Consider the following 25,694-nt stretch of genomic DNA (forward strand, 5'->3'; position numbering starts at 1 on the left):
TTTCATGGTGTTGTTTTAAACTGAAAAATACTGATCGTTGAATAATACGATGAAAGAAGCCTGCAACTTAGCGTATCTATTTAGCTTATGTATTTATTTTTCATTTGACTAATCAATTGGTCTTTTTCAGTCCACAAATGATCAACCCATTTTTGAAAACGTTCTCGATATTCAGCATCATCTTCGTAATTTCCTCCCAATACCCATTCAGGAATCTCAATCTTACGTATATTGACTGCAATTCGCGGTACTTCACCTAACCAAAACTCACCATAACCTGGTGCACCATCTGGATAAACAATAGTCATATCCACTAGAGCGTCAATCTTATCACCTAATATATCGAGTGCTAAAGCTAAACCACCTGCTTTGGGCTTGAGTAAATTGGTATATGGCGATTGTTGCTGTTGATGTTTTTGTACTGTAAAACGAGTCCCTTCCAAGTAATTCAATAAGGTAAAAGGCTGACTCAATAATTGTTCGCAGGCTTTACGTGCTTCTTCTAAGTCACGATACTTGAGCTCAGGATTCTTTGAGATTTGGGCTTTGGTATGCCGTTTCATCATGGGAAAACCTAGGATTTTAAAGGCTTGACCGACAAAAGGGATGAAAATCAGTTCCCACTTGGTAAAAAAGCGAGTAAGTGGCATACGTGTTAAACCAAAGTATTGATTTACCGTGGTATCTACCCAACTTTGATGATTGCAAGTCATGAGATAGCGACCTTGCATACTCAGGTCTAAACCTTCATCAACGCTAATATCCCATTGTGTTTCAGGCAAAACATGGTCGATTAACCAGTTGTTGATACTTAACCAGCTATTGGTGATATTGATATTGGTTTCATCGATTTTTTTGGATTTTCTGAGCAGTTTGGTTAAGCCAAGTGCCAAGACTGGAGGGCCATGAAAAAAGGTGCTTCCAGTGATCACTGTACCAACAGTTAATCCTTTCGTAATTTTTTTTAAAATAGGTTGCTTCTGTTGCTGAGATGACATAGAACAGTCCTAATCATTTTTGCATATTCGAATGAAAGTCTTCAATATAGACCTTAGTTGTTCAATTAAAAAGAGACATTTATAAACTGTGTACAAATTATGATGATCATTTTTGCAAACTTTGCGCTATATATTACAAAATGTTAAAAAAAGAGTGATTCTTAACAAAATGCCAATGGTTGCAGCTTATTATTTATAACAAAATGAAATTCAACAAAAAACACAACTTGGAGGCATGCCATGCGTGCACTATTAATTACAACTTTAACAGCAGGGGCTTTGGCATTATCAGGATGTCAAACAACTGGTAATAACATTGGTGGCGTTGAGTATGACAAAGCTGCCTTGGGTGGTTTAATTGGTGCAGCGGCAGGTTACGGTCTGTCTCGTAGTAATGCCAACACTTCTGCACAAAATAACCGTGCCGCTGCGATTGGTGCTGCTTTGGGTGCAGGCGCAGGTATTTATCTAGACAATAAAGAGAAAAAGCTTCGCCAGCAAATGCAAGGTACTGGTGTTGATGTAAGCCGTAATCCAGATGGTTCTGTCGCTTTAGTTATGCCAGGTAGCATTACTTTCGATACCAATAAATCGAATATCAAACCTAACTTTTACGGTACGTTGAATAAAGTTGTTCAAACATTGAAAGAAGATAACAAGAGCGTAATTCTTGTGACAGGTTATACAGACAATACGGGTACAGATGCGATCAACATCCCATTGTCACAAAATCGTGCTGCTTCTGTAGCAAACTACTTGAAAACTCAAGGTGTTCAAAGCCGTATTGACACGCAAGGTTATGGTTCTCAAAACCCAATCGCAGATAACTCAACTGCTGCTGGTCGTGAGCAAAACCGTCGTGTAGAAATTAGTATTTATGCGGCAAGCTAAGAAATCGTAATAAAATAAAAGCGATTTTTTATTAAATACACAGGAATCGAATTGTAGTTTGCTATGATTCGATTTTTTTAAATATCAAAGAAAAAGAGGAAAACAAAATGCGTGCACTTGTAATTTCTACAGTTGTTGGCGCTTTGGCACTGACTGGTTGCCAAAATATGGAATATGATAAAGCTGCTATAGGTACAGGTATTGGTGCTCTAATTGGCGCAGGTATCGCATATTCAAATGCTGATAAAGATAAAATGGGGCAGGCTGCTGCTATTGGCGCCGTTGTTGGCGGTGGTGCAGGTTTATTGTTGGACCAAAAAGAAAAGCGTTTACGCCAAGAACTTGCGGGGACAGGGGTTGATGTCAACCGTAACCCAGATGGTTCAATTAACATGGTTATGCCAAGCGTAACTTTTGCAACAAATTCAGCGATTATTCAACCAAAATTCCAGTCAGCATTGAATGATGTTGCACGTGTATTGGCTGAAGGTGGTACAGCTGGCAAGCTTGCATTGGTGATTCATGGGCATACCGATAATACGGGTAGCGATGCAATCAATAATCCATTGTCACAAAACCGTGCCCAATCTGTATTGAACTACCTTTCAACTCAAGGGATTTCTGCAAGTCGTATGACGGCTCGTGGTTATGGTTCTAGCTCTCCGATTGCAGATAACTCAACTGCTGCTGGGCGTGAGCAAAACCGCCGTGTTGAAATTACCGTTTATGAAACAAAATAATGCTGAATTTTTCTCTAAAGCGTTAAGTTTTTGAGAATGATGGCATTGTTAAAACCACCTTCGGGTGGTTTTTTATGCGCTCAATTTTTTAGTCGGACACATTCACATAAAGCATTTTGCAACTGTGGTTTTGATGACTATAATCGAGCTCGAAGTTTTTTGAGGATGAACGATGTCTAAAGCAAGTCAATTGAATGACAAGCAACTTGAAGCCATGAAATATACTCAAGGACCCTTGTTAGTACTTGCAGGGGCCGGTTCAGGTAAGACTTCTGTAATTACAAGAAAAATTGCTTATCTAGTACAGCAGTGCGGTATTCCTGCGTATAGAATTACTGCAATGACCTTTACCAATAAAGCTGCACGTGAAATGAAAGAGCGTGTGGGAAAACTTTTGGGAAAAGAAGAAGGTAAAGGTTTATCGGTTTCTACCTTTCATAATTTCGGTCTAAATTTATTACGTCTAGAACTTAAAAATACTCCTCTCAAAGCAAACTTCTCTATTCTAGATGCAGATGATTGTAAACGGATTCTGATGGACTTAATGCACCGTGACAATATGTCAGGTGCAGAGAGTAAAGAGCTCATTGCCAAAGCAATGAAGAAGATTTCAGACTGGAAAAATGATCTTGTTCTTCCAGAGCAAGCGCATACCACCTGCGAAACAAATGATGATGTGCAACTTGCACATTTATATCAACTTTATGAGCGTAATCTCCGTGCATATAACGCTGTAGATTTTGATGATTTGATTGTCATGCCAACCCGATTACTTCAAGAGAATGCAGAAGTGCGGGATCGATGGCAAAATCGTGTGCGTTATCTTTTAGTGGACGAATATCAAGATACCAATACCGCGCAGTATATCCTTGTAAAATTGTTAGTGGGTGTGATGGGACAATTCACCGCAGTAGGTGATGATGACCAATCTATTTATGCATGGCGTGGCGCTAAGCCTGAAAATATGGCATTGCTCAAAGAAGATTTTCACAATCTAAAAGTCATTAAATTAGAACAAAACTATCGTTCGACCAGTCGTATTTTAAAAGCGGCAAATCACGTGATTGAAAATAACCCACATTTATTTGATAAAAAATTGTGGAGTGATAAAGGTCATGGTGAAGTGATTCGAGTAATCACTTGTCGTAATGATGATGATGAATCAGAACGCGTGGTAAAGGATTTATTGACACACAAATTAATGAATGGGAAAAACTGGAAGGATTATGCGGTGCTGTATCGTGGAAATTTCCAAGCACGTGTACTGGAAACACAGCTGCGTCAAATGCAGATTCCATATAAACTTTCAGGTGGTCAATCTTTCTTTGGTCGTGCAGAAATTAAAGATGTGATGAGTTATTTACGCATCATTATCAATCCTGAAGATGACAGTGCCTTTTTACGAATTATCAATACACCGAAACGCGCAATTGGGCCTGTAACTTTGGAAAAATTGGGCTTATTCGCTCAAGAAAACCACCTATCTTTATTGTCGGCAGCGAGTGATCAACGCTTAACCATGGTTATGCCAAAAAAAGCGACGACTCAATTGGCTGAGTTTGCAGGGTTTATCAATGATTTTACCCGTGAACTTTTAGACGACGATGAACCTGTGCCTAAAATCCGTCAGATGATGAATGAAGCAGGTTATATCGATTATTTACGTGAAACGGCAGCAACACCTGCACAAGAAAAAACCAAGATTGATAATGTTGAAATGCTGTATACCAGTATTCAAAGCTTGATTAACCGTGCAGAAGATGTCGATGAAAAGAACATTGAAAGTGTGATTCGTAAAATGGTGTTGCTGGATATGCTTGAGCAGCAACAGGAAGAAGAAGATACCGATAAGGTTAATCTATTGACCTTACATGCATCTAAAGGTTTGGAATTTCCATTCGTTTATATTATGGGCTTAGAGGAAGAATTACTCCCGCATAAAAACTCGATTGCTGCTGAAACCATCGAAGAAGAACGCCGTTTGATGTATGTAGGCATTACACGTGCTCAGCAAGGTTTGACTTTGACTTTAGCTGAACAGCGTAAAAATGGTGGACAAATGAAGCAAATGACACCAAGTCGTTTCTTAGATGAGTTGCCGCAAGATGAGTTGGATTGGTTAGGGCGTAAGAAAAAGTTGGCTGAAAATGTCGATCCTAAACAGCAAGCCCAACAGTATTTGCAAAATTTAAAAGCGTTATTAAAACGTTGATTTTTAACTCAAGTCGATTCGTTGAATATTGTCTAATTTCACTGAACCTTATTCTAAATAGAGAGGCGGGTTTGAGTAAAAGGCATGATTTTAAATCCTATTGATTTCTACTTTTGCTGTAAAAATACGGCAATTTTGAAATGGATAAAAATTCAATGATATTGAATAAGTTAGACATAAATTTTTAATTTTTCACTAAAGGATTTCAATATGAAAGTTCAAGTAAAAGTACTTGATTCACGCTTAGGTCAAGAGTGGCCAATGCCAACCTATGCAACAACAGGTTCAGCAGGTTTAGACTTACGTGCATGTGTTGAAGAGGCAATACACATTGAACCAGGTCAAACTGTTTTAGTCAAAACAGGGATGGCGATTTATATTGAAGATCCAAACTTTGCAGGCCTAATTTTACCGCGTTCAGGTTTAGGCCATAAACACGGTATTGTATTGGGCAATCTTGTGGGTTTAATTGACTCAGATTATCAAGGCGAATTGATGGTTTCAGTTTGGAACCGTGGTCAAAATAGCTTTATCTTAGAACCAGGTGAGCGTTTAGCACAGTATGTACTTGTTCCTGTGATCCAAGCACAGTTTGACGTTGTCAATGAATTTGAAGCTACTGAGCGTGGTGCAGGTGGCTTTGGTCATACGGGTAAAAACTAAGTCTTACTGATTATTAGAGCCTGATTTGTCAGGCTTTTTTTATATATTTTAGATATGTAACAAAAAGTATGTATATATAATATTTCAAATTTGCATATAGTAGTGTCAGTTTATATATTTTGCCTCTAACCTTGAATAAAAAAATTGAATAAGTTACTAAAGCGTCATTGAGTGTCTTTAGATATATAGGGTTAAGCAGTTAGAAGTTTTGCTTATGATTGAAATGAATGATTTTCCTCTCCAAATTTTCCGTGCATATGATATCCGTGGAAAAGTTGATATGCTTAAACCTGAATGTGTTGAGGCGATAGCCTGTGCCTTGGCAAATCAATTTATACAAAATGGTCAATCTCAGATTAGTTTAGGCTATGACGCACGTTTAACCAGTCCTACTTTTGCTCATATTATTCAACAGGTATTCCAACAAAAAAACATCCAAGTGATTGAGATTGGATGCTGTTCAACTCCACAATTGTACTTTGCTGCTCGACAAACAGCTGGTAACGGAATTATGGTCACAGCCAGTCATAATCCTAAAACAGACAATGGTTTCAAATGGATTATGCAAAGTGAACCGCCTTCACCTGAAATGATTCAAGAAGTAGGGCTTCAAGCGGAACATTATTTTCAAGCTTATCAAGAAAAATATCTTCAAAATAAACCATTTGACGCTATTCAAGCATCAACTCATCATCCGAGCCTTATTCATCAAATTAAATCTGAATTTTGTGTGCCTTATCAAACCGCAATGTTAAAAGACATTCATCTATCTAAACCGTTAAAAGTGGTAATTGATGGTTTAAATGGTTCAGCAGGTTATTGTGCCAATTTAGTCTTGAAAAAACTGGGTTGTGAGGTGATCGCAATTCGTTGTAATGCAGATGGTCATTTTCCAGATCATGCGCCAGACCCATCACAAGCAACGCATTTAGAATTATTACGCCAAAATGTTTTGAACCATCAAGCAGATATTGGGATTGCCTTGGATGGAGATGGTGATCGTGTCGTGATACTGGATGAAACCGCACACATTATTTCGGCAGATCGTTTATTGGCTTTATTTGCCCAAATGTGTCTCAAAGAACATCCACAACACGAAATCGTTTTTGATGTGAAATGTTCTTCCATGGTACGCCAAGCGGTTGAGCGATTAGGTGGTCAGGCCAAGATGATTCGTACGGGCAGTAGTTTTCTACGTAAATATATGTCGCAATCGAAAGGACGTGCTGTATTTGGTGGAGAATATGCAGGGCATTATGTATTTAATGATGGTCGTGGCATGGGCTATGACGATGGGTTATACGCTGCACTACGTGTGATGGAGTATTTATGCTTATTTCCAAAAGCAACATTGTCTGAAATATTAGCGCATTATCCAGATCGTTTTTACACTGAAGATACCTACATCAGTACCCATCAAACCGACCCTAAAGTTGTGTTGAATGAAATTGAACATTTAAGTCAACATTTTGCAGCTCAACTGAGTAAAATTGATGGTGTTCGACTTGATTTTGAATATGGTTTTGGCATTATTCGAGCATCAAATACGGGTGAATATTTCACTGTGCGTTTTGATGCAGATTGTCCAATTCATCTCAATGAAATTCGTCAGACATTTGCGTCTATGCTCAGTGATCGTTATCCTATGATCGCTCAAGATATTCTTCAAGCGCATTGACTGTTTTTGCGTCCTCCGCATACATCAGTCTAACCAATACAGTTCATTAAGGAGAGGCGAATGTCACATCAGCATGCTGGCATCGACAAAGCACAAATATTGACTGAGGCTTTGCCATACATCCAACGTTTTTCAGGAAAAACACTGGTTGTAAAATATGGTGGTAATGCAATGACGGATCCAGCTTTGGAAAGCTCATTTGCTCGTGATATCGTACTGTTAAAAACTGTAGGTTTAAACCCAATTGTTGTGCATGGTGGTGGGCCACAAGTGGATTCACTGCTCAAGCAGTTGGGGCGTGAGTCTGATCGTATCGATGGCATGCGTGTGACTGATGCAGCAACCATGGATGTGGTTGAGATGGTCTTGGGTGGTAGTGTCAATAAATCGATCGTCAATTTGATCAATAAGCATGGTGGTCGTGCAATTGGTTTGACGGGTAAAGATGGTAATTTGCTACGTGCCAAAAAATTATTGATGGAAAAAATACAGGATGATGGCACAGTAACTCAAATCGACTTAGGTTTAGTCGGTGAAGTGACAGGTGTTAAAACTGACGTTTTGGAAATGTTTACCCAAAGTGATTTTATTCCAGTGATTGCACCTTTAGGTGTAGATGAAGATGGTCAAACCTATAATATCAATGCAGATTTGGTTGCTGGTAAAGTTGCTGAAGCTTTAGGTGCAGAAAAGCTCATCCTCCTGACCAATATTTCAGGTGTGCTGGATGAAAATAAGAATCTGCTGACGGGTTTAACCACGCAAGAAGTCGATCGTCTGATTGAAACAGGTGTGATTTACGGTGGCATGATTCCTAAAGTTGGATGTGCATTGGATGCTGTAAAAGGCGGTGTTGTGAGCGCTCATATTGTCGATGGTCGTGTACCACATGCAACCTTGCTGGAAATTTTTACCGATCATGGTGTTGGAACATTAATTACCAATCGTGTAAAACCAACACATTAATTCATATCAGCATTGAGCCAGTGGAAACACTGGCTTTTTTGTATCTAAGGATATGGGAATCATCATTTATCAGCAGTTTTAAAACATTCATTATTTAGTCATATCATTGTCATGCAGATTGCCTAGTGTAAATAAAAGCACTAGGAGCCGAAGACATGTTTGCAAAACTAAACCAATATCGTCAAAACTTGAGCTTACCTTTACCAAAACCTAAAAAAGCACAATCACAGTATAAATTTGAATGGGTTGAAGACCTTAAACAACTTAAAGAAGTACAGAAATTTCGTGCAGTTCAATTTGCAGATCAATTTGGAATTCAATTTGAAAATGGTATAGATCAGGATTTGTATGATCTTGATTGTGAACATGCGGTATTACGTGATAAATGGAGCAATGAAATAGTCGCTTATACCCGGCTTAAATTATTCCAAGGTCATGAATTAAAACAGAGTTATAGCTCACAAGAGTTTGATGTTTCTCCATTTTCAAATCTGAGTAATATTGTTGAAATTGGGCGGACTTGTGTACACCCACGTTATCGCAATGGTCGTGCATTATCGATGTTATGGCTCAATCTTGTACCTACGGTATTGTGGAAAATGAAAGCCAAGCACCTCATGGGCTGTGTCAGCATACGTTTAGAAGATAATAAGGCACGTGCTTACTACACACATCAATATCTCAAACAATTAAACGTAGACCAATGTATTGACGTAAAAGCAAAACCTGCTTATGAGCCGAGTCATCCTGAGTATAGTTTTCCACAAGATGAACGCATCCCTAAATTATTCGATGTATATTTGAAAATGAATGCGCGATTGTCTAAACAAGCCTATCACGATGAAACATTTAATTGTCTGGATTATTTTGTGTTCTTGGAAGTGAATGACATTGTGAAAAATTTTGTACTCAACAAAATGGTCAATCGTTAACAATATCATTGAGATAATACTCAGTTGCTATAAATTGATTGTTAAGTTTTGGTTAGATATAAACTTGTTTGCAAACTTTATTGATGATTCTGATTTGCAAGCAGGTACTGACTCATGCACAATATTCGTATAACTAAAATGTTGTATGAATGAACTATGTGCCAATTGCTTGGAATGAACTGCGCGACACCAACAGATATTACTTTTTCCTTTCGTGGTTTTTCACAACGTGCAGGAATAACATCTGATCATTCTGACGGATTTGGTATCGCTTTTTTTGAAGATAAGGCATGTCGCTTATTTGTTGATAATCAATCTGCAGTTGAATCTCCGATTGCAGAATTGGTACGTAATTATCCCATCAAATCACGTAATGTGATTGCGCATATTCGCAAAGCCACTCAAGGTAAAATTACTTTAGAAAATTCGCATCCCTTTATGCGTGAGCTATGGGGGAGACAGTGGATTTTTGCGCATAATGGTGATTTACATGACTTTAATCCACGACTATCTGGACGTTTTACACCTGTCGGTAGCACGGACAGTGAACTGGCATTTTGTTATTTACTCGAACAATTGGTGTTAAAGTTTGGATACGATGAGCCAAGTTTGAATGATATTTTTGCATTATTAGAAGAAATTTCACCACAAATTGCAGAGCATGGTACGTTTAATTTTTGTCTATCCAATGGGCAAGCATTATTTAGTTATGCGACCACAAAGCTTCATTGGATTGTACGAGAGTATCCTTTTCAATATGCCAGACTAATCGATTTGGATGTTGATATCGATTTTAGTAAATTTACCACAGCTGAAGATCGTGTTGCTGTGATTACGACCGAACCATTAACGCATAATGAGACATGGACTGCTTATAAAGCAGGTGAGATGATTTTATTTAAAGATGGTCGAGTGATTAAAACTGCAATCACTCAAGTTGAACGGTTATTACGTGAAGCAGAGAATCCTACATTAATTAGAATAACTAAAGCTGATCAGTATTAATTTTATATTTAATCATTAAAAAAAACCTTTAATTTTATTAAAGGTTTTTTTACGGATTTAATTTAGCCTTTAAACTGGTTAATTGATTTTTAATGGTTAAAAAATATCTGACTCTTTTGGTTGAGTTTAAAATAATAGTTAAATAAAAACATGTGTTTAAATAATATTTGATTTTTTTATATTAATTCAGAGTAATGCGCTTCGTTTTTATTTTCAATCTAAAAAGGTAGTATAAATCTAAAGGTGAAAATGTTATTTAAAAGGTGATCGTATGAAAATGAAGTGGATTCCAGAATATAATACTGGTATCGATGTGATTGACGATCAACATAAAAGAATTTTAGATTATATCAACGAAATAAATGAAGTTGGGGTGAATGCCGATCGAGCAAAAATTAAGAATATTCTTGATAATATTATCGATTATACCCAGTCACATTTTACATTTGAAGAAAGTTTGCAAGAAGAAGCCGGCTATAAATATCGTGTGCCGCATAAACGGGTACATGATTTGTTTATTAAACGGATTGAAGGTTATCGAACGAGTTTTGAACAAGGTCATTCGATAGAACATGAACTGCACGAAGTTTTGTCTAAGTGGTTAATTAATCATATTCAACATGATGATGCTGACTATGTGGGCGCAGTGAAGTTAAATATGATGGGAATTATAAAAGACAACGAAAAGAAAAAAGGTAAGAACTGGTTTGCAAGATTTTTTTCATAATCCGTCTTTTTGAGTTTGGAAACTATGAAAAATACTCCGCTCTCTAACTAAAACAATTCAGAGGGAATAAAAAGAAAAAAATAGAACAGAAATCTAGCGCAGCAAGTCATCTGAACAAGATGATTTGCTTTTTTCTTTTAAACTTTGATTTTCACAATCGAGAAAGGCAAAATAGCAGAACTTTTTACGAAACACCTCATGCAGGATTATTCTATGTCACGATGGTTATCGCCGCTCATGGCATTTTGTTTGTCATTTATGATTATCGCAGGCTTGGCGCCAAGTTTAGGTATTCAAATTGATCGACAAATTGATTTTTGGATATTGTGGTTAGTGTCAATGCTCGTATTGGCATTACCTATAACTTATTTGGAAGTTGCTTTAGCCAAGCGCTCTAAAACGACAGCATTAAATGCTTTGTCTGGCTTAACGCGTGATGCTGATGCTTCTCAATCTTGGCGTATCGTAGGTTGGTTGGCTGTTGTTTTTATTCCTTTTTTGGCTGGTGGCATCTTATTCAATATTAGTCAGAGTGTTACACAGATTGCGCAAATTCCAGTAGCGACCAATATTTTGTTTGCTGGAGCGGCAATTCTCGCCTTTGCTTTGTCTTTTGCCCCTCGTCCGTTGCTGATTGGTTTGACTGCAGTAGGTGTGTTGTTGTCATTGTTGCTTGCCAATGTCTTTGGTACAGCCTTACAACCATGGCATGTGACTCCTGTAGAGTTTAATGAGTGGGGGAGTGCGAGTATTCTTGCTTTAGTCGCGACTGGCTTAGGTTTAGGCTTGTATTGGCAAACTGGCTTATCGCACATCCAACAGCAAAATGAAGCCTCAAAAACAGCCTTACCGATTTGGATTGCACAACTGGTTGCTGTGGTTGTTTTTGGATTTTTTGCTGTTTCAGCGCAAATCCCAGCATATACACTGTTATTTACCGCGATTATTTCTGCAGCACTATTATTACAATTGGCAAAAGAACAGTTAGCACAACGTCAAATCGCTATGCTGATTCAATTTGTAGTGTTGTTGGTTGCTTTGTTCATTTGGGCTATTCCGAATATCAGTTTGGTTTTTAATCCATTATTGATGCTTTGGGGCTTAGTGATTTGTTTAATCTATTCTATTTTTGTAGGATGGATGATGAAGATTAGCCATTTACGTAAAGCGATGAATTTTAGTTCAGAAGCTTTTTATAATATTTGGCGTATAGCAGTACGGATCGTTATACCATTGGCGATTCTTTTGGCAATTGCAGCTTACATTGGGCAATTGATGTGATGGAAACTTTGACGAAAGGTGAAAAGGTTTGGGTGGCTTATGCGACTGAAAATCAGCAATTTCATATTGAGTTACAATTTTCTCAAGGCATGAGTATTGCAGATGCAATTGCTCAAAGCGGGTTAGCTGAACAAGTGAAATTGCCTGAAAGTTTTAGTTTTGGAATTTTTGGCAATAAATGTAAAGACATGAATCAGCTTTTACAAGCAGGGGATCGTGTTGAAATTTATAGAGCTTTAACCATTAATCCGAAAGATATTCGCCGTAATCGTGCAAAAGCCAATCCTGTCGGACGTTATTGCCGAGGAAATCGTTATCGCCAATTGCTTTCGAAATAGTCCGTTATTTAAACCAATCGCTTTAAACAATTGAATCAATATAAAAAACCCCTCATAGAGGGGTTTATTTTTATGACAAAGTGTCTATAGTGGGGGCGCATTCAAAATTGCTTCTTTTGAAGCAGGCAAACCAGGTTGAGATTCAGGAATGGTTTCCAAACCTTCAATTTTATTTACAATACCTGATTGATCAAAATAAACCTTTAAGTGTTGGCCATGTGCTACGGGAATCTTGGCTTTTTTAGCGTAAGTTCCTGGGATATAATTGTAAATGTAGTCCCATCGATCAGGATTCAATGGATCTGTAACCGTTGGACTACCCAGCAAAAAACGTACTTGTTGGTAAGTCATACCGACTTGAATTTTTGAAGCTTGAGCTTGGGTTAACGGTGTTCCTTGAGGAATATCAACTTTGTATACTCCAAATACAGAACAGCCACCAAGTAAAGAAGCGACGAATAACGTCAGCATGATTTTTTGCATTTTGCTACACTATCCCAAATTAATTATGATGCAATTGATCCACGGATAGATCATACTGCATCTCAACTCTGTTGCATATTCCAACTTAAAATTTGTTGAGAGACCTTTTTATATGCCTATTTCAAATCAAGATTTACGCAAAGCTGGACTTAAAGTTACCCTACCACGAATCAAGATTTTGGAATTATTAGAAAATTCAAGACAACACCACTTGAGCGCGGAAGACATTTATAAAACATTACTCGAACAAGGTGAAGATGTCGGTCTTGCAACCGTATATCGTGTGTTAACGCAATTTGAGGCGGCTGGAATCATTCAGCGTCATCATTTTGAAAACAATCATTCTGTTTTTGAAATTATGCAGGAAGATCATCACGATCATCTTGTTTGTCTCAATTGTAATAAAGTCATTGAATTTACAAATGATACCATTGAACATGAGCAACATGCGGTAGCGGATAAGCATGGCTTTAAACTGACAGGACATTCATTAAACTTATATGGTTTTTGTGATTCGACTGAATGTCAGGATGCTTATCGTAAAAAATAAAATCACATAAATACAACAAATTAAAAGGGAGCTAAATCAATTTAGCTCCCTTTTTTAATCTTTAAGATATCGTTTGAAAATGAATTACTGTCCGTCAAAGGTTAGCTTGCTATGTGCATTGAGCAATTGAGCACCACCTTCTTCATCTAATTTAATTTGTAGACGTAAATCATTTGGTGAGTCAGCATGTTTTAGCGCATCTTTATAGGTAATTTGCCCTGCCTTGTAGAGATCGAATAAAGCTTGGTCAAAGGTTTGCATGCCTAATTCACGAGAGCGTTTCATCAAATCTTTAATTTCATGTACATCACCTTTACGGATCAAGTCGGCAATTAAAGGTGAGTTGATGAGAATTTCGATAGCTGCACGACGTGAATTTCCATCTGGTGTCGGAATCAATTGTTGAGCAATCATCGCCTTTAAGTTCAGCGATAAGTCCATGAACAATTGACTGTGTCGATCAGATTCAAAGAAGTGAATAATACGGTCAATGGCTTGGTTGGCGTTGTTGGCATGGAGCGTAGCAAAAACCAAGTGTCCTGTTTCTGCAAAGGCAATCGCATAGTCCATGGTTTCACGTGAACGAATCTCACCAATCAAAATCACATCTGGTGCTTGACGCAGTGTATTTTTTAATGCGATTTCGAAAGAATCTGTGTCAATCCCAACTTCACGTTGCGTGATAATACAACCCGCATGTTCGTGTACAAATTCAATTGGGTCTTCAATGGTAATGATATGACCTTTAGAGTTGTGATTGCGATAACCAATAAGTGAAGCTAATGATGTTGATTTACCTGTACCTGTCGCACCTACAAAGATAATAATGCCACGCTTGGTCATGGCTAAGTCTTTCAAAATTGGTGGTAGCTTCAGTTCATCCATCGTTGGAATTTTAGTTTCAATACGACGCAAGACCATACCAGGCATATCACGTTGTTGAAAAGCACTGACACGGAAGCGTGCTGTCTTATCACGATTGGTGATTGCAAAGTTACATTCACGTGTTTCGGCAAATTCTTTACGCTGTTTTTCACTCATAATTGAGTTAAGCAACGACATAATAATTTCGCCGTTTAACTTGGTTTTGACTACAGGTACAATTTGACCATTAATTTTCATTGATGGTTCAACATCTGCAGTAATAAACAAGTCGGACGCTTTTTGCTCAATCATCATATTGAGCAAGTCATTAAAGTCCATCTTTAAGCCTCAATTATCCGTTTTTATAAGAATGATTCTGGTTGTTTCGCCATCGTTCTTGCAACCTGAGGGCTAATGACGCCTTTCGCAACCAAAGCTTTAAGGCTTTGATCAAGTGTAGTCATGCCATAGTTTGCACCAGTTTGAATTGCAGAATACATTTGGGCAACCTTATTCTCACGAATTAAGTTACGAATAGCAGGAATACCAATCATAATTTCGTGTGCAGCAACACGACCACCACCATTTTTCTTAAGGAGTGTTTGTGAAATTACGGCTTGAAGAGATTCAGATAACATGGCACGAACCATGTCTTTTTCTTCGGCAGGGAATACGTCAATCACACGGTCAATGGTTTTTGCTGCAGATGTGGTGTGTAGTGTACCGAAAACCAAGTGACCTGTTTCTGCTGCTGTTAGCGCCAAACGAATAGTCTCAAGGTCACGCATCTCCCCGACCAGAATAATATCTGGGTCTTCACGAAGGGCAGAGCGAAGCGCTTCGTTAAAACCATGAGTATCACGATGCACTTCACGTTGGTTGATCAAACATTTTTTAGATTGGTGTACAAATTCGATTGGGTCTTCAACCGTCAAAATATGGTCATAACGGTTGTCGTTAATATAGTCGATCATTGCGGCAAGTGTTGTCGATTTACCCGAACCTGTTGGACCTGTCACCAACACTAAACCACGAGGTAATTCACAAAGCTCTTTAAAGGTTTGTCCTAAACCCAGATCTTCCATGGTTAAAACTTTTGAAGGAATGGTACGAAATACTGCACCTGCGCCACGGTTTTGGTTAAATGCGTTTACACGAAAACGAGCAACCCCTGGGACTTCAAACGAAAAGTCGGTTTCTAATTGTTCTTCAAAATCACGACGTTGTTTGTCATTCATGATGTCATAAACAAGTCGATGTACTTCTTTATGTTCCATGGCTGGTAAATTGATTCGACGGACTTCACCATCGACACGAATCATCGGTGGCATACCTGCTGAAAGATGTAAGTCTGATGCACCGTTTTTGACTGAAAACGCCAATAATTCTGTAATATCCATAATGTCCCCGAATAAAAACCTATTTGCCTAGGGTATATTGATTATTCATATATTCTAGTTCCTGTTCGCGCTTACATTGTAAACAATGCATAAAGTTGTATGCACAATGTTTTGCTCAGGCTGTAGTCAAAATGATTTCAAACGAGTTTTTAAACTTTGAAAATAGTTTTGAGTATTTTCAATATTTTCATTCCTTGTTTGCTCAATTTAAACTCACAACGTAAGTTATATATGAACTGTTAACACACCCTTATTATTTTGTAGAATAATAATGCCTTTCACTCAGCATAACCAACAATTTCATTGCTTGGAAGCTGAAATTTTTTAGAAATGAGAAACTTGTCGATGAATGATCTAAATCACGCTCGAAATCATGTATTAAAACAGATTGAGCAAGCCTGCATTGCTGCACATAGAGATGTCAATCAAGTGATGTTATTGGCTGTTTCAAAAACACATCCAAGTGAAATGCTCAGTGAAATGTATATGACAGGACAGCATGCTTTTGGGGAAAATTATTTACAAGAAGCTTTAGATAAAATTGAAGCACTTCAAGATTTGGATATTGAATGGCATTTTATTGGTCATGTACAACGTAATAAAACCAAACATCTTGCTGAGAAATTTGCATGGGTTCATGGCGTTGATCGTTTAATTATTGCTGAACGGCTTTCAAATCAACGAGAGGCGACATTACCGCCGTTGAATATTTGCTTGCAAGTGAATATAGATGCACAAGACAGCAAAGATGGTTGTCAGCCTGAAGAAGTTGCAGAACTGGTACGACAAGTGAGCCAATTACCCAATCTAAAATTGCGTGGTTTGATGGTCATTCCTGCACCAGATCATCCACAGGCTTTTGTTGATGCTAAAACTTTATTTGATCATGTAAAAGCGCAGCATGCTCATCCTGAAGATTGGGATACTTTAAGTATGGGCATGTCGAATGATATGGCACATGCGATTATGGCTGGCTCAACCATGGTTCGGGTTGGAACAGCACTCTTTGGCGCTCGAGATTATCATCAATAAATAGCTATGCTTGGATTTTAAGGCTTCTAATATTTTCAAAGCCTGATCTTTTCATTCAAATGATGAAAAAGCCGAATAAAAGCAAACTTTAAAACTGATGAGGTCAGTTTTAATTCAAAACATAGACTTGCGCACTAAAGTTGAGTACAAAAATAAAAACAATGAATGAACTTAATTCAGCAAGAAATCGTTACAAGGAAGTTTATGTCTGCTTATTATCAATTGCTGAGTCGTCAGGTTGACGCGCAAGGCACTGTGACTGCACGTTATCAATCTACGATCCATGCTCAGGGTGCATGGAATCCCAATGAACAGCATATGGCACCTGCAACAGGTGTGATTTGTGCTGAGTTGGAACAGTTTTCTCCACGTGAAACAATGCGTATTGGCCGCATTAGTCTAGATATTTACGGTTTGATCGCACTGGGTGAAATTGAAATTACTACACAAAGCATACGTGCAGGAAAAACCATTGAGTTGATTGAATCGACCATGAAAGGGCAAGGCAAAACCTTAGTTGTCGCACGTACTTGGCGTATGATGATTTCGGACAGTTCTGCAATTGCGGGTTTGGAGGATTTAACCGTAGAAACCCCTGAAAATATGCCTATTTTTGATGGTATCCATCAGTGGCGTGGTGGTTTTACACAAACGATTGAAGCAAGATCAAATGTTCAACGTCATGGTAAGGGACTTGTTTGGCTTAGAACGCAAACCGAAATGGTTGAAGGACAAAAAACTTCTGATTTTGTTCGTTTAGTTTGTATGTCCGATATGGCGAATGGTGTTGTTCCTAGACAGCCTAGACCTTTTGAATGGGCTTTTCCAAACTTAGATTTGCAAATTCATTTATTCCGTATGCCGCAAGGTGAATGGCTCGGTATTGAGGCTGTACAACAGTACGGCATGGATGGTATTGGGTTATCAAGTTCAGTTTTACATGATGTGCATGGGCCATTTGGACGTAGTGAACAGATTTTGACACTGAGACAGTTATCATGAATGTGAAATTTTCATGATGTATATCTGCTGATATTTTTATTTATGTTGAATGTAAGCGGGTTAAACATTATTCAACAATTCTTAGTGCCGAATTTACTATACTGATGCAATATAATTCAAAAACAAGGGTTGGAGAATGAATAAGTCTAAAATTTTATTATGCTTATTGCTCAGTGGATTGTTTACAGCATGTAGTACGACAAATACAACACAAGATTCTTCAACAGCTTCTGAGGCAGATTATGCACCAGCTCCTGTACCCGAACCTCCAGCAGCCAAAATGGCATCCTCTCAAGCGACTTCGGCTCAAAATCGTGTGCGTTCAGAAGAGCGCTTAGGAACCAAGTGGGGCGATGATATTAGTTCCCATGTTACACAAATCGATTTAAAGCGTTTAAGTCAAAATCCAGTTGATGAAACTCAAATACGCTATGCCAATAAGCAATTTTCAGGGCGGAGTATCAACAGTATTTCTTTAGCTGCTGGGAAAATTAGTTTTTCTATTGTTGATGATCGAGGGCGAATTTTGCCGTTGTATCGTGACGGGCAACGCTATTTTCTAGCCGCCAATGATGGACAGAGTTATCAATTGCGTTATTCCAACACCAGTCAACAAACGTTTGAAATTGTAGCAAGTGTAGATGGTTTAGATGTTCTAGATGGTCGCCAAGCGTCTAGATCGAAAAGTGGTTATGTGCTTCGTCCATACAGTTCATTTGCGATCGAAGGTTTTAGAAAAAGTAATTCATCGGTGGCGTCATTTACTTTTAGTAAACCTCAAGATTCTTATGCTGCAAATAGTTCAAGTGGTTCTATTCAAAATACTGGCGTGATTGGTACAGTGGTTTATGAATTGGAAGCACCGAAATATTATCCAATGAAAAAGCCAGATGATACTTATGCAGCTGCACCCAATGCATTTCCAGCAGATCATAAGTAAATCATTTTTTGATTTAAACAGTAGAAATATAAAGGATATGGCGGAATTCAGATGATGAAATTATTGAAATTAACTACAGTCGTATTTGTTGCTACATTGTCCATGCAAACATTTGCAGATCCAGTACAAGATCAATTTAAGACTTTGATTGCACCACAACCAACCTATGCTGAATTTCAAAAAAACTTTGACACTATTCTCGGTGAAATTGAAGATATTGCTGAACGTGGAAATCGTACCCAAGATAAAGCTGAACTTTATCCGATGTGTGTAGCGATGCAAAGTGCAATAACAGCTTTGAAAAATAATCAAAAATTCAAAGCTGATTATGATGAAGACTATAAGCAATTTAACACGACATTTGATGAAACTTTAGCCAATGCTACCCACGGATTGAGCGACAAAGAAGAACTTTGTGAAGAAGGCAAAAGATATTATTTCCAAAATATTTCCATTTAATTGATATTTAAATGTTAGTGTCGCAAGCTGTGTAAAAGGGATTTTCCTCCCTTTTAACGGCATCAACTGACGATTTGAATTGTACTCGCACCTGCACCCAAAGGGCGTACCTGAATTTGTACAGGAATTCGTTCATGCATTTCTTGGATATGCGAAATCAGAACCACTTTACGTCCTTGATTTTGCAATTGATCCAAAGCATTCATCACCATGTGTAGTGATGATGCATCCAATGTGCCAAAGCCTTCATCAATAAATAAAGATTCTATTTTCATTGAGCCTGAAGCCATATTGGCAATCGCTAAAGATAGCGCAAGGGCTGTTAAAAAAGATTCTCCCCCTGAAAGTGAAGCGACAGAACGTGTTTCACCATCCATATCATGATCGATAATCGCAAGACTCAGCGAATTTTCTAGACGTTTCAAGGTATAACGTTGAGATAACAGTGCAAGTTGTTGGTTGGCATATTCCAGTAAAATATCTAAATTATACTGTTGTGCATAGTCTCGGAATTTTTTACCGGTAGAGTCTCCCATTAAACTAGAAATCTTATTCCAGCGATGTTCTTCTTGTTGTATTTGCTCAATTTTATCGAAGTACTGTTTTTGTTTGGCAATATTCTGTTGATGTACTTCAAGTTTGAGTTTGAGTTGATCTCTGATTTCAAGTTGTGTTCTGAGTGCATTCACATGATCTAGGATCAATTGCTGTAATTGAGCCAAATCAATCTCAGGTTGATGATGCAGATGTTCAGTCAATTGTTCTTGCACAGTTTTGAGCGCAGACGTCGCATCATTCAATAAACGTTCAGCATTTTGTAGTTGTTGACGAATCTGTTGCTCTTGAGATGAACTGATTTGAGACAGCGTATCTAGGTCTTGCTGTTGAAAATCAGGATGTTGCTTGAGCCAATATTGGATTTCAATATTCACCTGATTCAAATTATTTTGACATTGTTGCAATTGTGCTTTGAGTTGTTCCAGTTGTCCTTTTTGTTGTTCAAACTGATGACGCTGTTGATCAAAGCTTTGTTTATGGTGTTGATACTGGTTTTGCACATGTTGGCGATTTGCATCGTGTTCAGCCAACCATTCATTGGGTTTTATATCGCTTAAACCAGAGATCGTGCGGATCAGTTGGGTCGCAATTTCGGTATTTTCTTGACCTTGTTGTTTAATTTTTTCGAGTTCTTGCTGAGTATTGCTGATGTGTTGCGTTGCATTTTCAAGTTTAAGTTGAATAGAAGCCAAGCGTTGCGTGGTTTGATCAAACTGTTTGGCCTGTTGCTCAAGTTGTTCTAGGTGCTGAACACGTTGATTTAATTTTGAGTAAACATGTTGCGCTGTTTGAGTGGTGTGTTGTTGCCAATTTTGTTGTTCTGTGTCAGATAAACATTGAGTAATGTGCTGAACCTGACCATGCAAATTTTGAGCAGTATGCAGTAGGTGTTCAATCTGTTGAATATTTTGTTGAAGCTGCTGTTGCTGTTTATTGGCTTGAAGGGCAGTATTCAGTTGCGCTTCCAGTTGTTGAATTTCACCTTTTTGTTGTTGCTCAAATTGCTTGAATTTTAAGTGAATTTCAGCTTGAGGCTGATTTAAATCCAGTTGGATATTCACATGGTTCAATTGTTGAATCAAATCATCTTGTAAAATGAATGTCTTATCTACAAGTGATTGATGTGCAGATTTAAATTGGTCAAGTTGTGCATTTAATTGAGTTAAACTTTTTTGAGCATTTTGCCACAGTGTAAAACCTTCTTGTTCCTTTAAAGTTGCTTGCTGTTCTTGTTGTTGTTGTAATTCAAATAGTGCTTTAGACACAACAGCATCATCAGTTTTATAAGGATGTGTGGTACTTCCGCAGACTAAGCAAGCTTCACCCTCTTTGAGTTCGGCACGTAAATGTTCAACATTTTCAGCATGTAATAAGCGCTGTTGCTGTAAAACAAGTTGTATTTGCTGACGTGCTTTTTGTGCAGCTAAATAATCTTGTTCCGTTTGTAAGGTGGTTTTTTCGAGTTGCAAAAATTGTTCAGTTGAATGTTTGAGTTTAATCTCAATTTGATTTGATTCATCTTTTATTTGGAAAAATTGAACTAATTTTTGTTGAATAAAATCCAATTGGTTCAACTGTTTAATTTTTTGTTCACGCTGTTGGCGCAATTGTTCAAGCTGAGTTTCGATCTGTTCAAAAGCGCCATGCTGTTCGACGCTGAGTTGTAACTGTTGTTTGTATTCAACAAGCTGTTGGGCTGTCTGGTTTAAATCTTTGGATTGATTGTCAATATTCTGATATTGTTGAATAAATTGACCTAATTGATGCAGATGTGCAGATAATCCTTTGTCTAAACGATTAAATTGTTGGCTGGTTTCAAGCTGTTGCTTTAGCTTGTCTTGTTGCTGATTTAACTGTTGAATCTGTTGTTCAGCGTCTTGTTTTTGAGTGAGTAAAGGGCGCTGTAATTGTTCTAAATCCTGTAATTTGAGTTGTACTTTCTTAAATTCAGCACCCAAAAAGTCACGTTCTTGAACGCATTTTCGAACCTGATTGAATTCAGCTTGATGTGTATTTTCAACGTTCTGAATGCTATTTAAAGCAGTCTCAGCCTGTTGATATTGTAATTTTTCAATTTCATACTGTTTGTGTAAATCATCAAATAAATTTTGTTGTTGCTGAATTTGAGGTCTAAGTTGCTGTTCTGTTTTAACAAACTGCTGTTGCTGAAATACATTTGGGCGAATATCTGCAAATATTTCCAATCGCTTTAATTGAGCTTTTTCAGCTGCTAGATTCTGTTGAGATTTGAGTTGCAGATCTACATTGTGTTGTTTGAGAATAATATCGCGATCAAATTTATGTTTACGGTCAAACCATTGTTGCTGTTTTTCTAGCTGTGATTTTTCAAGTTCAAGCTTTTTATAATCTGCATCAACCTGTTGAAATTGAGTTGTAAACTCAGCAAGCTCTGTGTCAGATAAAACTTCAACATGACCCAGCAAATTTTCGAGTTCTTTACGAGCGTTGGCGGCTAATTTGGTTTTTTCAAAAGCCAACTGACCAATCTTTCCAAAGATCGATGAATTGGTTAAATATTCAAGTAATTCACCACGCTCATTATCACGTGCTTTTAAAAATGCGGTCACTTCCGATTGAGCAAGTAATACTGCTCGAGTGAATTGTTCAAAGCTTAACTGTGTGATTTTTAAAATACTGGCATCAACCGCTTTAGCTTTATCTGCAATCACTACACCATCGGTTAAACAGGTTAAATAGCGCTGCACACTTTGTAGTTTACCATCTGCTTTTTCACGTGAACGTTTGAGTTCCCAACGGGCTAAATAATGCTTCTGATCTTGTGCAACAAAACAAAGTTCAGCAAAACCATGTGCTGTACCTCGACGTAAAACGGTTAGTGGGGAATTGGTCAATAGTTCTGAACCATCTACATCGGTAAGCTTGCCATCGCTGTCTTTTAAACGAGGGATTTTATTAAACAGCGCCAAACACATTGCATCTAAAATCGTGGATTTTCCTGCACCTGTTTTACCGATAATCGCCACTAAACCTGCTGAAGCTAACGGTTCAGATGCAAAATCAATAAAGTGTTCCCCTGAAAGAGAGGCTAAATTTTTAAGTCGTATGGATACAATTTTCATGCTAAACCCTTAAATTCTTTGTTCTTCTTCAAGTGATTTTTCGGCTTCTTGTACCAAACTTAAAAAATCTTTGAGTACCGCGTCATCTTCCGAATAGCCATTCTTTTCCCAGATTTGTTGAAATAGTTTTTCAGGTGTCGGCGGTTCTAGACTGATTGCAGTGGAGATATCTGCATTTTTTTCAGTGCTTAAATATTGTCGAGAGATGCGAACTAAACGGTAACGATTTTTAGGCAACGCCTCTTCAAATTGTTGCCGTAAATTAGGTTGCGGTGGAATATGGGTATGATATTCAATATCGACATATTCTCGATGCTCAATATTGTCGATTTCACCACTCGGCAAAGCGCTTAATTGTTTGAAAACTTCAGTGAGTTCTCCTTTAATTTTATGCAATTGCACACTACGTGGTATCGCAATCGCTTCAAACTGAAATCTTGATTCATTGCTTTGTGTGGGATCAAGAGTCACTTCAACAATTTGGTGTTTATAATTGATTTCGCTAAATGATAAGGGGATCGGTGAACCACTATAACGGATATGTGCGTTTTGAACCTTTTGCGGTTTATGCAAATGCCCGAGTGCTACGTAGTCAATCACTTCATCAAAAAGTGTCGTTGAAAGGGCTTCTTCATTGCCAATAATGATCGGGCGTTCGGAATCAGAAGTTTCTCCACCTTGCATATGTGCATGTGACATCAGAATTAACGCTTGCTCAGGTGTTTTTCTTTTTTTAGCTTCGGCAATAAGTTGTTGATGTAAATAAGCAATTGCATTTTGACTAGTGGCAGTTTGTTCATTAAAACCTGTAATTTCGGCAGGGCGTAAGAACGGCAGAGTTAAACACCATGCCACAATGATTTTATTTTCATCATAAATCGGCACCAGTAAACGTTCTAAATCAATCGATCCTTCATTATTTTTGTGAATGATACCCACTGTTTTAGCGTTATATTTTTCAAGTAAGGGTTCAATTTGTTCAATGCGATAACCCGAATCGTGATTACCCGCGATCATTAAAGTTTGCATCTGTGGTGCAATAGCATGGGCATCGGCTAAAAATTGATAGAGCTGTTTCTGTGCGGATGATGCAGGGTTGATGACATCGAAAATATCACCTGCGATCAGTAGGGCATTAGGCTGTTTCTGTTGAATTTGTTGCAATAACCACGCGAGAAATTGTTCATGTTCATACTGGCGAGAATGCTGATAAAAAAATTGTCCCAAATGCCAGTCAGATGTATGAAAAAAGCGTACAGTCATGTGAACTCAAATGTTTGAAATGCCCTGTATAAATTAGCATATTTTACAATGTTGCATCATAAAGAGTGTGGTGATGCGACATGTTTAGTCGTTCGAATGATTTCACTCACTGCGCATTTGGATCAACTTGAACTAAGCCAAAGGTATAATAATTGAGATTAGTACAGTCGCCTTGTTAGCATTTATTTGGAATAGCGAACTTTTCCATTGCAATTTGATTGTTCTGGGCGAATGTTCAAGCAAAGACTTCACGGTAAAATTTTACGTCTCTTTTAGGATTTGATGATTGGATTTCAAAATAAGCGATGTTATTCATTAAGCGCTCCATACAGCATTATTTAGGCTTAAAATATTTGAATGCGATTTATTCAATCATATTTTGGTCATTTTGAGTGAATCTGTGTGAGTTAAAATCGTTATCCAAGAACGAAAAGTAAGTCAAGTTCTTGTTCTAATAAATGAAGATAAAAACACAAACAAGATAGAAAAATTGTGAAGGATTCAAAATTTCCAAAAACAATACTGAATGCCTGATTTTAAAACGTTATACTTCCTCAAGAGAAAAGTTGAGTTATTCTATGAAAGTTTTGTTTTGGCGAACCTTGGTGATTATTTTTATTGTACTTGGAATCATTGGTGCAATATTACCTGGAATGCCAACAACAGTTTTCTTGATTCTAGCGGCTTGGGCAGCTTCAAAAGGATGGCCAGAAGTCGATCACTGGTTACTAAACCATCCTAAGTATGGTGTAACGCTACGTGCATGGCGCGAAAATGGCACTGTGCCACGTAAGGCCAAATGGTTTGCAACGATTATGATGCTTGTCAGTGGTGTAATGATGTTGTTTACCAATGCACCAGTTGCTGTCAAAATTTTTACAGATTTAACCATGTTAATTGTTGCGATTTGGTTGTGGTTAAGACCTGAACCCGTGACTCAGTCATAAATATATCTAAAGTATCCCAGTTGAGAAAAGTTATTCCAGTTGTGGTCTTAGTTTGGCTTTACATAGGATGATTGAGATTCTGTGATGGTTAATATGTTCATCATCAAACAAAAATCACAAATGAAAATAGATATAAATATTGATAAATAGATAAATAATAAACAAAAAAACCAATATTGAATGAAAATGATCTATTTTTTAATCACTCAAACGTAAAATCCTTAAAACATAGATAAAAGCGTTTGACACACAGTCAAGATTCTCTATAATGCACCTCACAAACGATGAAGTCGTTAGGGCGCTTAGCTCAGTTGGTAGAGCGTCTGCCTTACAAGCAGAATGTCGGCGGTTCGATCCCGTCAGCGCCCACCAAGCTTTAATGTTGAATTTTAGTGCAGCGGTAGTTCAGTTGGTTAGAATATCGGCCTGTCACGCCGAGGGTCGCGGGTTCGAGCCCCGTCCGCTGCGCCACTTAAATTCATTCTTCGTTTGTTTGCAATACTTATTGTAGAAGTGCAGCGGTAGTTCAGTTGGTTAGAATATCGGCCTGTCACGCCGAGGGTCGCGGGTTCGAGCCCCGTCCGCTGCGCCACTTTACAAAAATCTTGCAATAAGGTGTAATACCTGATCAGCATTGTTAATTAAGTTTTTTGATTAATTTTCG

The 25,694-nt window shown here is 37.9% G+C and carries 23 protein-coding genes, 3 tRNA genes and 1 pseudogene; 20 read left to right on the forward strand and 7 right to left on the reverse strand.

The annotated features are described in order from the left end of the window. Nucleotides 1-80: 80 nt before the first annotated feature. Nucleotides 81-998 carry an acyltransferase gene (locus tag D7V20_RS12285; RefSeq protein WP_120384544.1) on the reverse strand — a complete coding sequence of 306 codons (918 nt, stop codon included), beginning with the start codon at nucleotides 996-998 and terminating at the stop codon, nucleotides 81-83. A 240-nt stretch (nucleotides 999-1,238) separates the two neighbouring features. Between D7V20_RS12285 and D7V20_RS12290 the strand changes: the two genes are divergently transcribed. From D7V20_RS12290 to D7V20_RS12340, 11 genes are all read left to right on the forward strand, one after another. After that, nucleotides 1,239-1,889, forward strand: coding sequence for an OmpA family protein (locus D7V20_RS12290; protein ID WP_120384545.1), 651 nt, complete (start codon nucleotides 1,239-1,241; stop codon nucleotides 1,887-1,889). Between the two features lie 107 nt (nucleotides 1,890-1,996). Next, nucleotides 1,997-2,629 carry an OmpA family protein gene (locus tag D7V20_RS12295; RefSeq protein WP_120384546.1) on the forward strand — a complete coding sequence of 211 codons (633 nt, stop codon included), beginning with the start codon at nucleotides 1,997-1,999 and terminating at the stop codon, nucleotides 2,627-2,629. Nucleotides 2,630-2,801: 172 nt separating this feature from the next. After that, nucleotides 2,802-4,841, forward strand: a complete 2,040-nt coding sequence (locus D7V20_RS12300; protein WP_120384547.1) for a UvrD-helicase domain-containing protein — start codon at nucleotides 2,802-2,804, stop codon at nucleotides 4,839-4,841. A 210-nt stretch (nucleotides 4,842-5,051) separates the two neighbouring features. After that, a complete protein-coding gene (gene dut, locus D7V20_RS12305; protein ID WP_120384548.1) occupies nucleotides 5,052-5,504 on the forward strand; it encodes a dUTP diphosphatase in 453 nt (150 codons plus the stop codon). A 214-nt stretch (nucleotides 5,505-5,718) separates the two neighbouring features. Further along, nucleotides 5,719-7,182: a phosphomannomutase/phosphoglucomutase gene (locus D7V20_RS12310; protein ID WP_120384549.1), complete on the forward strand. Its 1,464-nt coding sequence runs from the start codon at nucleotides 5,719-5,721 to the stop codon at nucleotides 7,180-7,182. Between the two features lie 60 nt (nucleotides 7,183-7,242). Next, entirely contained in the window at nucleotides 7,243-8,148 is a 906-nt protein-coding gene (gene argB / locus D7V20_RS12315; RefSeq protein ID WP_120384550.1) for an acetylglutamate kinase, read from the forward strand. 155 nt (nucleotides 8,149-8,303) lie between these two features. After that, nucleotides 8,304-9,080 carry a GNAT family N-acetyltransferase gene (locus D7V20_RS12320; protein WP_120384551.1) on the forward strand — a complete coding sequence of 259 codons (777 nt, stop codon included), beginning with the start codon at nucleotides 8,304-8,306 and terminating at the stop codon, nucleotides 9,078-9,080. Between the two features lie 156 nt (nucleotides 9,081-9,236). After that, nucleotides 9,237-10,085, forward strand: a complete 849-nt coding sequence (locus D7V20_RS12325) for a class II glutamine amidotransferase (RefSeq protein WP_120384552.1) — start codon at nucleotides 9,237-9,239, stop codon at nucleotides 10,083-10,085. Nucleotides 10,086-10,356: 271 nt separating this feature from the next. After that, a complete protein-coding gene (locus D7V20_RS12330; protein WP_120384553.1) occupies nucleotides 10,357-10,812 on the forward strand; it encodes a bacteriohemerythrin in 456 nt (151 codons plus the stop codon). A gap of 198 nt (nucleotides 10,813-11,010) precedes the next feature. Beyond that, nucleotides 11,011-12,093 (forward strand): hypothetical protein, encoded by a 1,083-nt coding sequence (locus D7V20_RS12335; RefSeq protein ID WP_213072513.1) that lies wholly within the window; start codon nucleotides 11,011-11,013, stop codon nucleotides 12,091-12,093. Then, nucleotides 12,093-12,431: an RnfH family protein gene (locus D7V20_RS12340; protein ID WP_120384555.1), complete on the forward strand. Its 339-nt coding sequence runs from the start codon at nucleotides 12,093-12,095 to the stop codon at nucleotides 12,429-12,431. The genes D7V20_RS12335 and D7V20_RS12340 overlap by 1 nt, the downstream gene beginning before the upstream one ends. A gap of 84 nt (nucleotides 12,432-12,515) precedes the next feature. On the opposite strand, the gene D7V20_RS12345 is transcribed toward D7V20_RS12340, so the two are convergent. Continuing rightward, nucleotides 12,516-12,914: an outer membrane protein assembly factor BamE gene (locus D7V20_RS12345; RefSeq protein ID WP_120384556.1), complete on the reverse strand. Its 399-nt coding sequence runs from the start codon at nucleotides 12,912-12,914 to the stop codon at nucleotides 12,516-12,518. A 112-nt stretch (nucleotides 12,915-13,026) separates the two neighbouring features. On the opposite strand from D7V20_RS12345, the gene fur reads away from it, so the two are divergent. Next, nucleotides 13,027-13,464 (forward strand): ferric iron uptake transcriptional regulator, encoded by a 438-nt coding sequence (fur, locus tag D7V20_RS12350; protein WP_120384557.1) that lies wholly within the window; start codon nucleotides 13,027-13,029, stop codon nucleotides 13,462-13,464. 84 nt (nucleotides 13,465-13,548) lie between these two features. Here the strand turns inward: fur and D7V20_RS12355 are convergent, their stop codons facing one another. Next, nucleotides 13,549-14,667, reverse strand: a complete 1,119-nt coding sequence (locus tag D7V20_RS12355; protein WP_120384558.1) for a PilT/PilU family type 4a pilus ATPase — start codon at nucleotides 14,665-14,667, stop codon at nucleotides 13,549-13,551. A gap of 23 nt (nucleotides 14,668-14,690) precedes the next feature. Then, nucleotides 14,691-15,728 carry a type IV pilus twitching motility protein PilT gene (locus tag D7V20_RS12360; RefSeq protein ID WP_120384559.1) on the reverse strand — a complete coding sequence of 346 codons (1,038 nt, stop codon included), beginning with the start codon at nucleotides 15,726-15,728 and terminating at the stop codon, nucleotides 14,691-14,693. Nucleotides 15,729-16,073: 345 nt separating this feature from the next. On the opposite strand from D7V20_RS12360, the gene D7V20_RS12365 reads away from it, so the two are divergent. From D7V20_RS12365 to D7V20_RS12380, 4 genes are all read left to right on the forward strand, one after another. After that, the gene (locus D7V20_RS12365) at nucleotides 16,074-16,760 is read left to right on the forward strand and encodes a YggS family pyridoxal phosphate-dependent enzyme (RefSeq protein ID WP_120384560.1); all 687 of its coding nucleotides are present in this window, start codon (nucleotides 16,074-16,076) and stop codon (nucleotides 16,758-16,760) included. 204 nt (nucleotides 16,761-16,964) lie between these two features. Next, entirely contained in the window at nucleotides 16,965-17,762 is a 798-nt protein-coding gene (locus D7V20_RS12370; RefSeq protein WP_120384561.1) for a thioesterase family protein, read from the forward strand. Nucleotides 17,763-17,898: 136 nt separating this feature from the next. Next, complete coding sequence (locus D7V20_RS12375) at nucleotides 17,899-18,702, forward strand: hypothetical protein (RefSeq protein WP_120384562.1); 804 nt, start codon at nucleotides 17,899-17,901, stop codon at nucleotides 18,700-18,702. Nucleotides 18,703-18,753: 51 nt separating this feature from the next. Next, on the forward strand, nucleotides 18,754-19,161 hold the full coding sequence (locus D7V20_RS12380) for a hypothetical protein (protein ID WP_235831640.1): 408 nt from the start codon (nucleotides 18,754-18,756) through the stop codon (nucleotides 19,159-19,161). A 62-nt stretch (nucleotides 19,162-19,223) separates the two neighbouring features. On the opposite strand, the gene D7V20_RS12385 is transcribed toward D7V20_RS12380, so the two are convergent. The 3 genes and pseudogenes from D7V20_RS12385 to D7V20_RS20405 form a co-directional block, all read right to left on the reverse strand. Further along, the gene (locus D7V20_RS12385; protein ID WP_120384563.1) at nucleotides 19,224-22,820 is read right to left on the reverse strand and encodes an SbcC/MukB-like Walker B domain-containing protein; all 3,597 of its coding nucleotides are present in this window, start codon (nucleotides 22,818-22,820) and stop codon (nucleotides 19,224-19,226) included. A gap of 9 nt (nucleotides 22,821-22,829) precedes the next feature. Then, on the reverse strand, nucleotides 22,830-24,083 hold the full coding sequence (locus tag D7V20_RS12390; protein WP_120384564.1) for an exonuclease SbcCD subunit D C-terminal domain-containing protein: 1,254 nt from the start codon (nucleotides 24,081-24,083) through the stop codon (nucleotides 22,830-22,832). Between the two features lie 241 nt (nucleotides 24,084-24,324). Continuing rightward, a pseudogene (locus D7V20_RS20405) lies at nucleotides 24,325-24,399 on the reverse strand (VOC family protein); the annotation flags it as partial. Nucleotides 24,400-24,661: 262 nt separating this feature from the next. Between D7V20_RS20405 and D7V20_RS12400 the strand changes: the two are divergent. The 4 genes from D7V20_RS12400 to D7V20_RS12415 all read left to right on the forward strand — a co-directional run bounded on the left by D7V20_RS12400 (nucleotide 24,662) and on the right by D7V20_RS12415 (nucleotide 25,622). Then, nucleotides 24,662-25,030 carry a YbaN family protein gene (locus D7V20_RS12400; RefSeq protein ID WP_120384565.1) on the forward strand — a complete coding sequence of 123 codons (369 nt, stop codon included), beginning with the start codon at nucleotides 24,662-24,664 and terminating at the stop codon, nucleotides 25,028-25,030. A gap of 296 nt (nucleotides 25,031-25,326) precedes the next feature. Next, nucleotides 25,327-25,402 (forward strand) — tRNA-Val (locus D7V20_RS12405). A 22-nt stretch (nucleotides 25,403-25,424) separates the two neighbouring features. Continuing rightward, a tRNA-Asp gene (locus D7V20_RS12410) sits at nucleotides 25,425-25,501 on the forward strand. A 44-nt stretch (nucleotides 25,502-25,545) separates the two neighbouring features. Next, nucleotides 25,546-25,622 (forward strand) — tRNA-Asp (locus D7V20_RS12415). The last annotated feature ends 72 nt before the right edge of the window (nucleotides 25,623-25,694 follow it).

The organism is Acinetobacter rongchengensis (assembly GCF_003611475.1).
Classification (GTDB): Bacteria; Pseudomonadota; Gammaproteobacteria; order Pseudomonadales; family Moraxellaceae; genus Acinetobacter; species Acinetobacter rongchengensis.

Coding starts and splice junctions, on each gene's coding strand:
- D7V20_RS12345 (WP_120384556.1), bottom strand. CDS start 12,914: ATGCAAAAAATCATGCTGACGTTATTCGTCGCTTCTTTACTTGGTGGC.
- D7V20_RS12390 (WP_120384564.1), bottom strand. CDS start 24,083: ATGACTGTACGCTTTTTTCATACATCTGACTGGCATTTGGGACAATTT.
- D7V20_RS12295 (WP_120384546.1), top strand. CDS start 1,997: ATGCGTGCACTTGTAATTTCTACAGTTGTTGGCGCTTTGGCACTGACT.
- D7V20_RS12300 (WP_120384547.1), top strand. CDS start 2,802: ATGTCTAAAGCAAGTCAATTGAATGACAAGCAACTTGAAGCCATGAAA.
- D7V20_RS12290 (WP_120384545.1), top strand. CDS start 1,239: ATGCGTGCACTATTAATTACAACTTTAACAGCAGGGGCTTTGGCATTA.
- D7V20_RS12340 (WP_120384555.1), top strand. CDS start 12,093: ATGGAAACTTTGACGAAAGGTGAAAAGGTTTGGGTGGCTTATGCGACT.
- dut (WP_120384548.1), top strand. CDS start 5,052: ATGAAAGTTCAAGTAAAAGTACTTGATTCACGCTTAGGTCAAGAGTGG.
- D7V20_RS12370 (WP_120384561.1), top strand. CDS start 16,965: ATGTCTGCTTATTATCAATTGCTGAGTCGTCAGGTTGACGCGCAAGGC.
- D7V20_RS12330 (WP_120384553.1), top strand. CDS start 10,357: ATGAAAATGAAGTGGATTCCAGAATATAATACTGGTATCGATGTGATT.
- D7V20_RS12385 (WP_120384563.1), bottom strand. CDS start 22,820: ATGAAAATTGTATCCATACGACTTAAAAATTTAGCCTCTCTTTCAGGG.
- D7V20_RS12365 (WP_120384560.1), top strand. CDS start 16,074: ATGAATGATCTAAATCACGCTCGAAATCATGTATTAAAACAGATTGAG.
- D7V20_RS12360 (WP_120384559.1), bottom strand. CDS start 15,728: ATGGATATTACAGAATTATTGGCGTTTTCAGTCAAAAACGGTGCATCA.
- D7V20_RS12400 (WP_120384565.1), top strand. CDS start 24,662: ATGAAAGTTTTGTTTTGGCGAACCTTGGTGATTATTTTTATTGTACTT.
- D7V20_RS12355 (WP_120384558.1), bottom strand. CDS start 14,667: ATGGACTTTAATGACTTGCTCAATATGATGATTGAGCAAAAAGCGTCC.
- D7V20_RS12325 (WP_120384552.1), top strand. CDS start 9,237: ATGTGCCAATTGCTTGGAATGAACTGCGCGACACCAACAGATATTACT.
- D7V20_RS12285 (WP_120384544.1), bottom strand. CDS start 998: ATGTCATCTCAGCAACAGAAGCAACCTATTTTAAAAAAAATTACGAAA.
- D7V20_RS12380 (WP_235831640.1), top strand. CDS start 18,754: ATGATGAAATTATTGAAATTAACTACAGTCGTATTTGTTGCTACATTG.
- D7V20_RS12310 (WP_120384549.1), top strand. CDS start 5,719: ATGATTGAAATGAATGATTTTCCTCTCCAAATTTTCCGTGCATATGAT.
- argB (WP_120384550.1), top strand. CDS start 7,243: ATGTCACATCAGCATGCTGGCATCGACAAAGCACAAATATTGACTGAG.
- D7V20_RS12320 (WP_120384551.1), top strand. CDS start 8,304: ATGTTTGCAAAACTAAACCAATATCGTCAAAACTTGAGCTTACCTTTA.
- D7V20_RS12375 (WP_120384562.1), top strand. CDS start 17,899: ATGAATAAGTCTAAAATTTTATTATGCTTATTGCTCAGTGGATTGTTT.
- fur (WP_120384557.1), top strand. CDS start 13,027: ATGCCTATTTCAAATCAAGATTTACGCAAAGCTGGACTTAAAGTTACC.
- D7V20_RS12335 (WP_213072513.1), top strand. CDS start 11,011: ATGCAGGATTATTCTATGTCACGATGGTTATCGCCGCTCATGGCATTT.